The sequence below is a fragment of the Micromonospora sp. LHW51205 genome, assembly GCF_003315815.1.
Classification (GTDB): domain Bacteria; phylum Actinomycetota; class Actinomycetes; order Mycobacteriales; family Micromonosporaceae; genus Micromonospora; species Micromonospora chalcea.
On record NZ_QMEZ01000009.1, the window covers coordinates 1 to 13202 of the forward strand.

A 13202-nucleotide genomic window follows, 5' to 3' on the forward strand; every position below is an offset into this window, starting at 1 on the left:
CGACTCAAAGACCGCGACCTCGGCCGCGTTCCCGCAGCAACCAAGACCAACGACTGAACATCAACAACCAACGAGGGGGTCAACATTCGGCCGGAACAGAGGGGTCAAAGTTCAGCCGGCGTTGACAAGCACGAACGCAACTCCGTGCCGTCGTCCGATATCACCTCGGGGAAACCGCTGCGGCTCATCTCGTGCGTGAAGGTGACTGCCTCGTCCGCTCCGTGAGCGGTCGCCTGCCAACTCCGCCGACACCGACAACACCGGTCCTCTTTCAACCGACCTGCTCAGGCTTCCACCTCCTCCGCGGCTCAATTCACAACATCGCCTACAGGCGAGGTGCGCCGGGGGCCTTGCCGGCTGACAGCGCGGAGCGAGCCTGCGGGACAGCACGAACTGACTAATCGGACCGGAAGGGGCCGGAGAGACAACACCCCGGCCCCACCTGAGCCTGCGCTGGTCGGATGTCGACCTGCCCGGTAAGGCGCTGTTCGTTCGCCAGACGGTCCAGCGCACGGACCGCGGCTTGGAGTTCGTGCCGCCGAAGACGCACCGGTCGAGTCGGCCTCTGCCGCTGTCCGCGCTGGCGGTCCGGGCGTTGGAGGCTCAGCGGGCCCGGCAGGCCAAGGAACGACTCGCGGCGGGGGAGCTGTGGTCGGACTTCGGTTTGGTCTTCGCCAGCACGATCGGCACTCCGATGGAGCCGCGGAACGTCAACCGCCGCTTCGAGCAGCTCCGGGCTGTGGCCGGTCTGGACTGGTTACACCTGCACGATCTGCGGCACGCGTTCGCCACGCTCCTGCTCGACCAAGGCGAGGAGTTGCGCACGGTGATGGAGCTGCTTGGGCACTCCACGATCCGGATGACGGCTGACACCTATGGGCACGTTCTGCCGACGCGGGCTCGTCAGGCTGCTTCGGCCATCGACCGGGTCCTCGGCGAGGAGGGGATGGCGTGACCGCTTGGCTGTACGAATGGCTGTACTCGGGACCGAGATCAACCGGGGAAAGTGCTGGTGGAGCCCAGGGGACTCGAACCCCTAACCCCTGCCTTGCAAAGGCAGTGCTCTGCCAGTTGAGCTAGGGCCCCGTGTCGGCGCTCAGCGCAGGTCGGGCGCGGTGGTCGCCTCGTGCCACAGGGCGCGCTCGTCGTTCGACGCCTTGACCTTCTTGGCCACGACGGCGGCCACACCGACGATGCCGGCCAGGATCAGGAGCTTCTTGAACATGTGCTTGACCCCTCGTGCTCGACTGCCGTCGGACGATGTGCGGTGGGGCTAGCTGGAATCGAACCAGCGACCTCAGAGTTATCAGCTCTGCGCTCTAACCGACTGAGCTATAGCCCCGCGTGGCGACGAGCAAGGTTAACCCATCGCCTCCGCCGCGCCCAAATCGGGGGGTCCGTGGCGGAAGCACCCGCGCCACCCCGAACCTACCCGGACGCACGACGCCGGGGCGACCGCTTTGCGCGGCGCCCCGGCGTCGACCGAATCAGTCCCGCTCGGCGAGCGTCAGCTCGATCCCGCCGACCAGGTCGGCGCAGACGTTGTAGACGAACGCGCTGAGCGTGGCCAGCGCGGTGAACAGCACGACGTTGACCAGGCCGATCAGCGCCGACGTCAGGATCACGCCCTTGGCGGTGATCCGGAAGCCGCCGCCGCCCTGGCCGCCGCCGGCGTTCACCAGGTCGGTCAGGCTGTCGTTGACGCTCTTGAACACGCCCATCGCGTCCAGCGCGAGGTAGAGCACCGAGGTCGCCACGACGACCACGATGAAGAGCACCACGGACACCGCGAACGCGAACTTCATCACGGACCAGGGGTCGATCCGCTTCAGGTTCAGCCGGGCCCGTCGCGGCCCGCGCGACGCGGCCGAACTGACCGAGGTACGCGCGGCGCGTACCGCCTCGCCCACGCGCGCGGCGCCGACAGCGGCCGCGCCGCTGACGCCCGGCGGCAGGCCCCCGCCGTTCGCGGGCCGGGACTGGCCGGTGGCGCCGGTGGTGGTCGGACGGGCGCCGTCGGGCGACGTCTTCGGCGCGGTGCCCAGGCCGGCGCCGATACGCGGCTGGGTGCCGGTCGTACCGGTGGAGGCCCGGCCGGCCGCGGCCGGTGGCTTGATCGGCTGTGTGCTCGTGGCGTTCGCGGGCTTGGCCGCCGGAGCGGCCAGACCGTTGGCCGACGTCGGCGCGTCGACCTTGGTCTCGGCCGACGAGTCCCGGGAACCCGAGTCCTCGCCCGGCTTGTCCGGAGGCGGCGCCATGCCGGGGGCGCGGGTGAACTTCGGGGCAGGCGCGTCGGCGGGAACCGTGGCCCGGCCCACGGCCGCACGGCCGGTAGCTGGTGTACCGCCCTGCGCAGCCTCCTCCTCGGCCGGGGTGGCCGAGGTCCCCTTGTTCCCCGACTTCGCCTGTGTCTCCGTCATCAACTAGTCCTGTTCGTCAGGCTCGTCGGCATTGCGAGCAATCGCCACGATAGTCACGCCGTCCGGGAGGTCCATCAGCTTGACCCCCATTGTGTTCCGGTCACGCGTACGGCGTACAGGCTTCACCGGAGTCCGGATGACGCCGCCGTTGCTGGTGATGGCGAACAGCTCGTCCTCCGGATCGATCACTACCGCGCCGACCAGGCCACCGCGTCGCTCGGTGATCTTCGCGGTCAGCACGCCCTTACCTCCCCGGCCCTGCACCGGGTATTCCTCGATCGGGGTACGTTTCGCGTAACCCCCGTTCGTCGCGACCAGAACGTCCAGACCCTCTCGCACCACCTCGACCGCGAGCAACTCGTCCTCGCCGCTGAAGCGCATGCCGATCACACCGGACGTGGCCCGGCCCATCGGACGCAGCGCCTCGTCGGTGGCGTTGAAGCGGATCGCCTGGGCGTTCTTCGACACGAGCAGCAGGTCGTCCTCCGGAGCGGCCAGGACCGCACCGACCAGTTCGTCCTCATCGCGCAGGTTGATCGCGATGATGCCGCCGGAACGGTTGGAGTCGAACTCCTCGAGCCGCGTCTTCTTCACCAGGCCGTTCTTCGTGGCCAGTACCAGGTAGGGCGCCACCTGGTAGTTCGGGATTTCAATGATCTGCGCGATCTGCTCGTCGGGCTGGAACGCGAGCAGGTTGGCCACGTGCTGGCCCTTGGCCACCCTACTGGCCTCGGGAAGCTCGTACGCCTTCGCCCGGTAGACCCGACCCTTGTTCGTGAAGAACAGGATCCAGTCGTGGGTAGAGCATACGAAGAAGTGGCTGACGATGTCGTCCTGGCGGAGCGTCGCCCCGCTGACGCCCTTGCCGCCGCGCCGCTGCGACCGGTAGAGGTCGACCTTCGTCCGCTTCGCGTACCCGGTGCGGGTGATCGTCACGACCACGTCCTCGCGGGCGATGAGGTCCTCCATCGAGACCTCGCCGTCGAACGGGACGATCTTCGTACGCCGGTCGTCGCCCCACTTCGCGACGATCTCGCCCAGTTCCTCCGAGACGATCCGCCGCTGCCGCTCCGGCTTGGCCAGGATGTCCTTGAGGTCGGCGATCTCCAGTTCGAGCTTCGCCAGGTCGTCCAGGATGCGCTGCCGCTCCAGGGCGGCCAGCCGGCGCAGCTGCATGTCCAGGATCGCGGTCGCCTGGACCTCGTCGATGTCCAGCAGCCGGATCAGGCCCTGCCGGGCGTCCTCCACCGTGGGCGAACGCCGGATCAGGGCGATCACCTCGTCCAGCGCGTCCAGCGCCTTGGACAGACCGCGCAGGATGTGCGCCCGCTCCTCGGCCTTGCGCAGCCGGAACGCGGTCCGCCGCCGGATCACCTCGATCTGGTGCTCGACGTAGTACCGGATGAACTGGGCCAGGTTGAGCGTGCGCGGCACGCCGTCGACGAGCGCCAGCATGTTGGCGCCGAACGTCTCCTGGAGCTGGGTGTGCTTGTAGAGGTTGTTCAGCACCACCTTGGCGACCGCGTCGCGCTTGAGCACGAGCACGATCCGCATGCCGGTACGCCCGGAGGACTCGTCGCGGATGTCGGCGATGCCGGCGAGCTTGCCCTCCTTGATCAGCTCGGCGATGCGCTCGGCGAGGTTGTCCGGGTTGACCTGGTACGGCAGCTCGCTGACCACGAGCGCCGGCCGGCCGCGCTTGTCCTCCTCGACCTCGACCACGGCGCGCATGCGGATCGAGCCGCGCCCGGTCCGGTACGCGTCCTGGATGCCCGCCTGGCCGACGATCAGGCCGTGGGTCGGGAAGTCCGGGCCCTTGACGATCTCCAGCAGGGCTTCCAGCGTGGTGGCCTCGTCGGCCTCCGGGTGCTCCAGGCACCACTGCACCGCCGCGCCGATCTCGCGCAGGTTGTGCGGCGGGATCTTGGTGGCCATGCCGACCGCGATGCCCTCGGAGCCGTTGATCAGCAGGTTCGGGATCCGCGACGGCAGGATCGTGGGCTCCTTGGCCCGGCCGTCGTAGTTGTCCTGCAGGTCGACGGTGTCCTCGTCGATGTCCCGCAGCATCTCCATCGCCAGCGGGTCGAGCTTGCACTCGGTGTATCGCATGGCGGCGGCCGGGTCGTTTCCGGGGGAGCCGAAGTTGCCGTTGCCGTCGACCAGCGGGTAGCGCAGCGACCAGGGCTGCGCCATCCGGACCAGCGCGTCGTAGATGGCGGAGTCGCCGTGCGGGTGGAACTGGCCCATCACGTCGCCGACGACGCGGGAGCACTTCACGTACCCGCGGTCCGGCCGGTAGCCGGAGTCGAACATGGCGTAGAGGATCTTGCGGTGGACCGGCTTGAGCCCGTCCCGGACGTCCGGCAGGGCCCGCCCGACGATGACGCTCATCGCGTAGTCGAGGTACGAGCGCTGCATCTCGACCTCGAGGCCGACCGGCTCGATCCGGTCGTGCTGGACGACCGCGGCCAGTGTCTCCGGGGTCTCCGGCTCGTTCGGGGTGGACTCGGGAGTATCGGTCACTGTTAACCCTTATCAGACTCTTCAGTCATGGTCTCGCTGTGGATAACGGCTGTGGAAAGCGTTCAGACTGTGGATAACTCTGTGGACTACCGGGTCGGCCGGTGGATCAACGGCCGGCCCGGCGCGTCCGTCAGATGTCCAGGAACCGCACGTCCTTGGCGTTGCGCTGGATGAACGACCGACGTGCCTCGACGTCCTCACCCATCAGGACGCTGAACAGCTCGTCCGCGGTTGCGGCGTCGTCGAGCGTGACCTGGCGCAGCGTGCGCGTCGCCGGGTTCATCGTGGTCTCCCACAGCTCGGGGTAGTTCATCTCACCGAGACCCTTGAACCGCTGGATGTCGTCCGGGCGGGCGTTGGGCTTCTTCTGCTGGCGCAGCGCGATCAGCCCGTCGCGTTCCCGGTCCGAGTACGCGTACTGGGCGTCGTCGCCCTTCTTGTTCCACTTGATCTTGTAGAGCGGCGGGGCGGCCAGGTAGACGTGCCCCAGCTCCACCAGCGGCCGCATGAACCGGAACAGCAGCGTGAGCAGCAGCGTCTGGATGTGCTGGCCGTCGACGTCGGCGTCGGCCATCAGCACGATCTTGTGGTAGCGCAGCTTCTCGATGTCGAAGTCGTCGTGGATGCCGGTGCCCAGCGCGGTGATCAGCGCCTGCACCTCGTTGTTCTTCAGCACCCGGTCGATGCGGGCCTTCTCCACGTTGAGGATCTTGCCGCGGATCGGCAGGATCGCCTGCGTACGCGGGTCGCGGCCCTGCTTGGCCGAGCCGCCGGCCGAGTCGCCCTCGACGATGAAGACCTCGGACTCGCGCGGGTCGGTGGACTGGCAGTCGGCCAGCTTGCCGGGCATCGAGCCGGACTCCAGCAGCGACTTGCGCCGGGCGAGCTTGCGCGCCTGCTGGGCGGCGATGCGGGCCCGGGCCGCCTGGGACGCCTTCTGGATGATGATCTTCGCCTCGGCCGGGTTGCGGTCGAACCAGTCGACGAGCGACTCGTTGCAGACCCGCTGCACGAAGCCCTTGACCGGGGTGTTGCCCAGCTTGGTCTTGGTCTGGCCCTCGAACTGCGGGTCGGTGAGCTTGACCGAGATGATCGCGGCCAGGCCCTCGCGGATGTCCTCACCGGAGAGGCGCTCGTCGCCCTTGAGCAGCTTCTTGTCGGCGCCGTAGCGGTTGACGACGCTCGTCAACGCGGCCCGGAAGCCCTCCTCGTGGGTGCCGCCCTCGTGGGTGTTGATGTTGTTGGCGAACGTGTAGACCGACTCGCCGTACGACTCGTTCCACTGCATGGCGATCTCGACCGACATGCCGGTCTCCTCGGCGCCGAACTCGACCACCGTCTTGTGGATCGGGCTCTTGGAGGCGTTGAGGTGGCGGACGAAGTCGGCGATGCCGCCCTCGTAGTGGAAGGTGACCTCGCGGGTCTTGCCGTCCTCGTCCTCCGGCACCCGCTCGTCGAGCAGGTGGATGGTGAGGCCCCGGGTGAGGAAGGCCATCTCCTGGAGGCGCCGGTAGATGGTGTGGAAGTCGAAGTCGACGGTCTCGAAGACGTCGGGGTCGGGCCAGAAGGAGACGGCCGAACCGGTGCGGTCGGTCTCCTCGCCCTTCTCCAGCGGCGTCGGCTTGGAGTGGTCGTAGCGCTGGCGCCAGACGAAACCGTCCTTGTGGATCTCGACCGCCATCCGGGTGGACAGCGCGTTGACCACGGAGACGCCCACGCCGTGCAGGCCACCGGAGACCGCGTACGCCTTGCCGTCGAACTTGCCGCCGGCGTGCAGCACGGTCAGCGCGACCTCGACACCCGGCTTCTTCAGCTTCGGGTGCAGGTCGACCGGGAAGCCACGGCCGTTGTCGGTCACCCGGACGCCGCCGTCGGCCAGCAGCACCACGTCGATGGTGTCGCAGTGCCCGGCCAGCGCCTCGTCCACCGCGTTGTCGACGACCTCCCACACCAGGTGGTGCAGACCGCGCTCGCCGGTGGACCCGATGTACATACCGGGGCGCTTCCGGACCGCTTCCAGGCCTTCGAGAACGGTGATGGACTCGGCACCGTACTTCTTGTTGTCCTCCGCTGCCACGCTCGGCCACTTTCTCGCACCGGCCGCGCGTGGGCGCGGGGGCGCGGGTTCGGCGGACAGGACGCGACGTCGGCGCGCACGGACCGCCCCTGGGATCACCAGGCACGGATCGTGTACGCCGGGCGCCACGGTTGCCCGCGGATCGCGATCGGCTCGGACCCGAGGCGGGACTATGATCGAGGGCCCGGAGGGCCCCTGCCCGTCGCTCCGTCTCGGGTCTTTCGTCTCGCTCCCAATCTTACTGTGCGGAGCCGACCAAACCGCCACTCGGCACCCTCTCCGAGGCGGCTGAGAATGCCGTAGCCGGACGAACCGCGCCTCCCGCGACTCCCCCTACACGCCAACGGGGCACCGCCGCGCCACCGGCCACCGTGAGCCGTGACGATCATCCGACCGGTGATCGGCTGCTGTCCCGACCGGGGGTCGCGGCCGGGTCCGGCGTGCCGTAGCTTTTGCGGCGCCGCCGTTGCGGTCTTGATCTTTCGCACCCGCAACCGGGACGATCGTCGAAGATGGTCCGAAAACGCTTGGTGAGAGGTGACGCCCGATGGGGCTGGACAACGTCGCGGTGCACTGGCCGCGGACCGGCCGCTTCTACGACCCGGTCGCGCCGGCCGAGTTCGTGGACTTCGGCGAGATCGTGGACGTCCCCCGGATCTCCGCGCCGACCGCCGCGCTCGCCGAGCTGATCGCCAAGACCGGCACGGTACGGGCGACCGCGTACACCGAACTGGTCGACCTGATCCTCGGGCTGGAAAATGTGCTCTACGCCACGGAGAACTCGGCCGAGGACGAGGACCCGGTGATCGACCCGGACGGCTGCTCGTGGATCGCCGAGGGCCTGGAGAAGTTCGTCGCCCGGCACCGGCCGTACGGCGAGGCGGTCACGTTCGAGTCGGTGAGCGAGGTGCTGCGCGCGTTGCTGGGTGACGGGCGGCTCGCCGAGCAGCAGCTCCGCTGGCTGGACAGCCGGCTGGACCGGCTGCGCGACGAGAGCGGCGACCCGCCGCAGTGGAACTTCACCTGCGCCGAGCTGAGCGTGCTGGCGGCCTTCTACCGGCGCTGCGCGGAGCGCGGCTTCGCGGTCTACGCCGACGCCTGACCGGGCGTCGCAGCGCCGAAAGAAGACGTGGCCCGGTTGGCAGCCGCGATCACCTCGGTCAGCGCCGTGTGCAGGTGCCGCAGGTCGGCCAGCGGCAGACCCAGGCGCTGCACGATGGCCGGCGGGATCCGCTCGGCCTGCGTCCGCAGCGCCTGCCCCTCGGCGGTGAGCGAGACGGCCAGGCTGCGCTCGTCGGCGGCGTCGCGTTCCCGCCGGATGTAGCCGGCCGCCTCCAGCCGCTTGAGCAGCGGTGACAGCGTGCCCGGGTCGAGCTGGAGCAGCCGGCTCAGATCCCGCCCGGACAGCGGCGCGTGCTGCCAGAGCGCCAGCATGACCAGGTACTGCGGGTGGGTGAGCCCCATCGGCTCCAGCAGCGGGCGGTAGACCGCGACGACGCTCCGGGCGGCGACCGACAGCGCGAAGCAGACCTGCTGCTCCAGCGCCAGGGGGTCCTCCTCGATCGGGTCGGTCACCTCGTCCTCCTCGTCGTCGTTGCGATCCTAGCAACGATTGGTGTACCAATGGTTTGCACACAAAACAGGGAGGGCGGCGGGATGAGCGACGACGAGCAGGTGGGCGACGCCTCCGGCAAGGGTGGCCGCCTGTTGGGCTGGGTGTTCCAGAACCTCGCCGGCCCCTCCCAGGTCCAGGGCGCGGTGCAGGGCGGCTCCCGGCTGGCCCGCGAAGCCTGGAAGCAGGACCTGGAACGCCGCAAGCAGTGGAGCCGCGAGCAGCGCGAACTCAAGCGCGCCCGGCGGGAGGCCCAGCGCTCGGGCGGCGACGGTCAGCCGTAGGTGTCGCGGGGCCCGCGCCCGCGTACCCGCCGGGGGCCGCGCGACCACGACGGCGCAGCCGGGCCGTGAATGTGCAGCTTGCGCACCACGTTGTGGCCGACCTCGCGGGCGATCTGCTGCAACAGCGAGCCCGCCAGCAGACGCAACTGCGTCGCCCACGCCGTCGAGCGCGCCTCCACCGTCAGCTCGCCGTCCTCCAGCTTCACCGGGCGGCTGTGCTGGGCGACCTCCGGGCCGACCACCTTCTCCCACGCGCCGAACACCGTCGCCTCGGCCGCCGGCTGCTGCCAGCCCCGCGCCTTGACCAGCTTGTCCAGCACCGCACCCAGCGGCTGCGGGTCGCGCGGGTCCGGCCCCGGGCCGGAGTAGCCGCGCAGCCGCTTCTCGCCGTCGCCGCGGACCGCGCCGCGCCGCCGGGGAGCCGCCGCCTGCCGCCGGGCCTTCGCCGCGTCGAGCACAGCCCGCGCCAGTTCCGGCCCGGTCGCGCCCTCCGGCAGGTTCGCGCCCGGCTCGCCGTCCGCGGGCTTTCCCGGGGTACGCGCGTCGCGTCCCGGCCCGAGCCGCGCGGGCGGTAGCTGCACCTCGTCGTCAGACACGTCGCACCGTCCCGTCGCCCACCGCGTACCGGGTGCCGCGCAGGATCGCCGGCACGTCGTCGTCCACAGCGCAGGTGACGAGCAGCTGGCTCGCGCCGCCCACCAGCTCGGCCAGCCGGTCCCGCCGGCCGGTGTCCAGCTCGGCGAAGACGTCGTCGAGCACCAGCACCGGCTCGATCCCGTCGGCGCGCAGCAGGTCGTACCCGGCCAGCCGCAGCGCCAGCGCGTAGGACCACGACTCGCCGTGGCTCGCGTACCCCTTGGCGGGCAGCGGGCCGAGGGTGAGCGCCAGGTCGTCGCGGTGCGGGCCGACGAGCGTGGTGCCGCGCTCGATCTCGGCGGCGCGGTTCGCGGTCAGCGCGGCGGCCAGCGCCTCCGCCAGCGCCGCGCGGTCGGCGCCGGGTTCGGGCAGCTCGACCGAGGGCCGGTACGCGATGCCCGCCGCGCCGCGGCCGGCCGCCACCGCGTCGTACGCCTTCGCCACGTGCGGGGTGAGCGCGGCGACCAGTTCCAGGCGGCCGGCGAGCAGGTCCGCGCCGTGCTGGGCCAGATGCGCGTCCCACACGGCCAGCGTCGACAGGTCACCGCCGCGTGTGCCACCGGTCTTGCGAGCGAGGTACGAGGTACGCAGCAGCGCGTTGCGTTGCTTCACCACGCGCTCGTAGTCGGCGCGTACCCCGGCGAAGCGGGGCTGGCGGGTGACCAGCAGGTCGTCCAGGTAGCGGCGACGTTCCGAGGGGTCCCCGCGGACCAGTTCCAGGTCCTCCGGCGCGAACAGCACCAGGCGCAGCGCGCCGAGGACGTCCCGGGCGCGCCGGGCCGGGGACCGGCCGAGGCGGGCCCGGTTGGCCTTGCCCGGCACGATCTCCAGCTCGACAAGCAGTTCCCGGCCCTCGTGCACCACCGCGCAGCGGATCACCGCCGAGGTGGCGCCCATCCGGACCAGCGGGGCGTCCGTGGCGACCCGGTGCGAATCCAGGGTCGCCACGTAGCCGAGCGCCTCGACCAGGTTCGTCTTGCCGACGCCGTTGGCGCCGACGAGCACGTTCGGCCCCGGCTCCAGGTCCACGCCGACGCGCTCGTACGAGCGGAAGTCGACCAGTTCGAGCCGGCGGACGTACACAGGCTGTGGATACCGGTCAGCGCTTGTGGACGGCGTGGCCGCCGAACTGCTGGCGCAGCGCGGCGACGGCCTTCATGGCGGGCGAGTCGTCCTGCCGGGACGCGAACCGGGCGAACAGCGACGCGGTGATGACGTTGAGCGGCACGGCGAGCCGTACCGCCTCGTCCACGGTCCAGCGGCCCTCGCCGGTGTCCTCCGTGTAGCCGCTCAGCTCGGCCAGCTCCGGGTCCTCGTCCAGCGCCCGGTCCAGCAGGTCGAGCAGCCAGGACCGGACCACGGTGCCCTCGCGCCACGACTTGAACACGCCGGGAACGTTCGTGACCAGCTCGGAGGCGGTCAGCAGCTCGTAGCCCTCGGCGTAGGCGTGCATCAGGCCGTACTCGATGCCGTTGTGCACCATCTTGGCGTAGTGGCCGGCGCCGACCGGGCCGGCGTGCACGAAGCCGAACTCGCCCTCGGGCTTGAGCGCCTCGAAGATCGGCATCAGGCGCTCGACGTGCTGCTGCGCGCCGCCGACCATCAGCCCGTACCCGTTCTGCCGGCCCCAGACGCCGCCGGAGACGCCGACGTCGATGTAGCCGATGCCCTGCTCGTTCAGCCGCTCGGCACGCGGGGCGTCGTCGCTGAACCGGGAGTTGCCGCCGTCGATGATGATGTCGCCCTCGCCGAGCACCTCGGCGAGTTCGTCGATGGTGGCGTCGGTGACGCCGGCGGGAACCATGACCCAGACCGCGCGGGGCGACTGGAGCTTCTCGGCCAGCTCAGTGAGGCTCGCGGCGTCGCTGATCTCCGGGTTGTGGTCGAAGCCGACCACCTCGTGCCCGGCGGCGCGCAGCCGCTCCCGCATGTTGCCGCCCATCCGGCCGAGTCCTACCAGGCCGAGCTGCATCTGCTCCTACCTCCGTACGTCAGGGTCGTGCTGCCTGCGATCAGCGGGACACGCGGATCGGCATGATGAGGTACCGGTACCCCGGTATGACCTCGCCATCCTCGCCGGCCGGGGAAATGACCGCGGGCTTGAACGCGTCGACGAACCGGAGCAGGGCGTGCTGGGCGCCGAGGTTGGACAGGCCGTCGATGAGGTACTGCGGGTTGAAGCCGATGGTGAGCGGCTCACCGGTGAAGGTGGCCTCCATCGCCTCGCTGGCCCGGGCCTCCTCGGTGCCGCCCGCCTCCACCACGAGGCCGTCGGCGCTGAAGCTGAGCAGCACGGGGGTGGTGCGCTCGGCGACGAGAGCGACCCGCTTGACCACCTCGATGAGCGTGGCGACGGCGACGCGGGCCTCGGCGTTGTGGTCGGCCGGGAACAGCGAACGCACCGGCGGGTAGTTGGCGCCGTCGAGCAGGCGGCTGGTGGTCCGGCGGGTGCCACCGGAGAAGCCGATCATGCCTTCGCCGGCGCCGCCGGAGGAGAGCGCCATGGTGACGTGGCCGCCGAGCGGGCCGAGCGCCTTGGCGGTGTCGTGCAGCGTACGGGCCGGCACCAGCGCGTTGAGGCTGATCTCCGGGTCGTCCGGGTTCCACTCCATCTCGCGCAGCGCGAGGCGGTATCGGTCGGTCGCCAGCATGGCCATCGTGCCGCCGCTCAGCTCGAGGCGTACACCGGTCATCATCGGCAGCGTCTCGTCGCGGCCGGCGGCCACCGCAACCTGGGCCACGGCCGTGGCGAAGGCAGCGGCGTCGACGGTGCCCGCGCTCTCCGGCATCTCCGGCAGCGTCGGGTAGTCCTCCACCGGCATGGTGGGCAGCGTGAAGCGGGCGCTGCCGCAGACCAGCTCCAGGTGGGCGCCGACGGCGGCGATGTCCACCGGCTTGGCCGGCAGGGCCTTGGTGATTTCGGCGAGCAGGCGGCCGGAGACCAGGGCGGCGCCGTCCGCGTCACCCTGCACCTCGACCGTCACCTGGCTGGAGACCTCGTAGTCGAAGCCGGAGACCTGCAGGTTGCCGTCGGTGACGCGGAGCATCACCCCGGCCAGCACCGGTACGGAGGGCCGGTTGGGCAGGCTCTTGGCGGTCCACGCGACCGCCTCGGCGAGCGCGTCGCGCTCCACTCGGAACTTCATCAATGCCTCCGCGTCGACGTCAGCGACAACTCTCTCATGCCGACCGCTGCCACCCGTCCCGCCCGACCGTGCGGGTACCCATCGCACCTTAGGGCGCGCGGGCATCGGCTGTGCGCCCGACCCCGTGGATCCAGGTGCCCGGGGTGACTGCCGACGGCAGCGCTCCGGCCCGATCCACAGGAAGTCCAACGGTGATGATTGGTTTTTGTTGTTTAGAAGAGATAACTCATCGTCTTCATCGCACCTGTGCAAACTGTGGAGAACCAACGTCTGCGCAGGTCAGACACGTTATCCACCGGTGGTTTGGCTGTGGAGAACCGGGGGTAAAACTCGTGTCCCGGTCCACAGCCCCCGCCAGCCGCCGGGTTTTCCACGGCTGTCCACCGGTTGTCCACCGCTAATCCACCGGTTTTCTCCCCAGCGCTGTGGACAGCGCCGACAGCGTCGACCGCCTTAATCCCCAGAACCTTCAACAGCTCGCCCACAGGCGACCTGTCATCTGGG

Annotated in this window: 12 protein-coding genes and 2 tRNA genes; 3 read left to right on the top strand and 11 right to left on the bottom strand. The window is 70.1% G+C overall.

Annotation, left to right across the window (positions count from 1 at the left end):
* Positions 1 to 448: 448 nt before the first annotated feature.
* A complete protein-coding gene (locus tag DQE82_RS25830) occupies positions 449 to 955 on the top strand; it encodes a site-specific integrase (RefSeq protein WP_255423893.1) in 507 nt (168 codons plus the stop codon).
* A gap of 55 nt (positions 956 to 1010) precedes the next feature.
* Here the strand turns inward: DQE82_RS25830 and DQE82_RS25835 are convergent.
* The 6 genes from DQE82_RS25835 to gyrB form a co-directional block, all read right to left on the bottom strand.
* Positions 1011 to 1086 (bottom strand) — tRNA-Ala (locus tag DQE82_RS25835).
* Positions 1087 to 1096: 10 nt separating this feature from the next.
* Entirely contained in the window at positions 1097 to 1225 is a 129-nt protein-coding gene (locus DQE82_RS31240) for a DLW-39 family protein (protein WP_013283222.1), read from the bottom strand.
* Between the two features lie 43 nt (positions 1226 to 1268).
* Positions 1269 to 1342, bottom strand: a tRNA-Ile gene (locus tag DQE82_RS25840).
* A gap of 145 nt (positions 1343 to 1487) precedes the next feature.
* Positions 1488 to 2420, bottom strand: coding sequence for a DUF3566 domain-containing protein (locus DQE82_RS25845; RefSeq protein WP_043327671.1), 933 nt, complete (start codon positions 2418 to 2420; stop codon positions 1488 to 1490).
* 3 nt (positions 2421 to 2423) lie between these two features.
* On the bottom strand, positions 2424 to 4943 hold the full coding sequence (gene gyrA, locus DQE82_RS25850; RefSeq protein ID WP_064448044.1) for a DNA gyrase subunit A: 2520 nt from the start codon (positions 4941 to 4943) through the stop codon (positions 2424 to 2426).
* 130 nt (positions 4944 to 5073) lie between these two features.
* Positions 5074 to 7020 (bottom strand): DNA topoisomerase (ATP-hydrolyzing) subunit B, encoded by a 1947-nt coding sequence (gene gyrB / locus DQE82_RS25855; protein ID WP_043327672.1) that lies wholly within the window; start codon positions 7018 to 7020, stop codon positions 5074 to 5076.
* Positions 7021 to 7567: 547 nt separating this feature from the next.
* Between gyrB and DQE82_RS25860 the strand changes: the two genes are divergently transcribed.
* Positions 7568 to 8122: a hypothetical protein gene (locus DQE82_RS25860; RefSeq protein WP_043327673.1), complete on the top strand. Its 555-nt coding sequence runs from the start codon at positions 7568 to 7570 to the stop codon at positions 8120 to 8122.
* Here DQE82_RS25860 and DQE82_RS25865 read toward each other — a convergent pair.
* Complete coding sequence (locus DQE82_RS25865) at positions 8107 to 8595, bottom strand: MarR family winged helix-turn-helix transcriptional regulator (RefSeq protein ID WP_069089278.1); 489 nt, start codon at positions 8593 to 8595, stop codon at positions 8107 to 8109. The two genes, DQE82_RS25860 and DQE82_RS25865, sit on opposite strands and share 16 nt — an antisense overlap.
* A gap of 81 nt (positions 8596 to 8676) precedes the next feature.
* Between DQE82_RS25865 and DQE82_RS25870 the strand changes: the two genes are divergently transcribed.
* Positions 8677 to 8916, top strand: coding sequence for a hypothetical protein (locus tag DQE82_RS25870; protein WP_043327675.1), 240 nt, complete (start codon positions 8677 to 8679; stop codon positions 8914 to 8916).
* Here the strand turns inward: DQE82_RS25870 and DQE82_RS25875 are convergent.
* From DQE82_RS25875 to dnaN, 4 genes are read right to left on the bottom strand one after another with little or no spacing between them, the layout of a single operon-like run.
* Positions 8907 to 9512 carry a DUF721 domain-containing protein gene (locus DQE82_RS25875; protein ID WP_043327676.1) on the bottom strand — a complete coding sequence of 202 codons (606 nt, stop codon included), beginning with the start codon at positions 9510 to 9512 and terminating at the stop codon, positions 8907 to 8909. The genes DQE82_RS25870 and DQE82_RS25875 overlap by 10 nt on opposite strands.
* Positions 9505 to 10635, bottom strand: a complete 1131-nt coding sequence (gene recF / locus DQE82_RS25880; RefSeq protein ID WP_069089277.1) for a DNA replication/repair protein RecF — start codon at positions 10633 to 10635, stop codon at positions 9505 to 9507. Before recF ends, DQE82_RS25875 begins: the two co-directional genes overlap by 8 nt.
* A gap of 16 nt (positions 10636 to 10651) precedes the next feature.
* Positions 10652 to 11524 (bottom strand): phosphogluconate dehydrogenase (NAD(+)-dependent, decarboxylating), encoded by an 873-nt coding sequence (gnd, locus tag DQE82_RS25885; protein WP_064448048.1) that lies wholly within the window; start codon positions 11522 to 11524, stop codon positions 10652 to 10654.
* Between the two features lie 40 nt (positions 11525 to 11564).
* Complete coding sequence (gene dnaN / locus DQE82_RS25890) at positions 11565 to 12698, bottom strand: DNA polymerase III subunit beta (protein ID WP_043327678.1); 1134 nt, start codon at positions 12696 to 12698, stop codon at positions 11565 to 11567.
* Between the last annotated feature and the right edge of the window lie 504 nt (positions 12699 to 13202).

What these genes read in the sequence shown, in the direction of transcription:
- DQE82_RS31240 (WP_013283222.1), bottom strand. Translation starts at nt 1,225, where the DNA reads ATGTTCAAGAAGCTCCTGATCCTGGCCGGCATCGTCGGTGTGGCCGCC.
- DQE82_RS25845 (WP_043327671.1), bottom strand. Translation starts at nt 2,420, where the DNA reads ATGACGGAGACACAGGCGAAGTCGGGGAACAAGGGGACCTCGGCCACC.
- DQE82_RS25860 (WP_043327673.1), top strand. Translation starts at nt 7,568, where the DNA reads ATGGGGCTGGACAACGTCGCGGTGCACTGGCCGCGGACCGGCCGCTTC.
- DQE82_RS25870 (WP_043327675.1), top strand. Translation starts at nt 8,677, where the DNA reads ATGAGCGACGACGAGCAGGTGGGCGACGCCTCCGGCAAGGGTGGCCGC.
- gnd (WP_064448048.1), bottom strand. Translation starts at nt 11,524, where the DNA reads ATGCAGCTCGGCCTGGTAGGACTCGGCCGGATGGGCGGCAACATGCGG.
- dnaN (WP_043327678.1), bottom strand. Translation starts at nt 12,698, where the DNA reads ATGAAGTTCCGAGTGGAGCGCGACGCGCTCGCCGAGGCGGTCGCGTGG.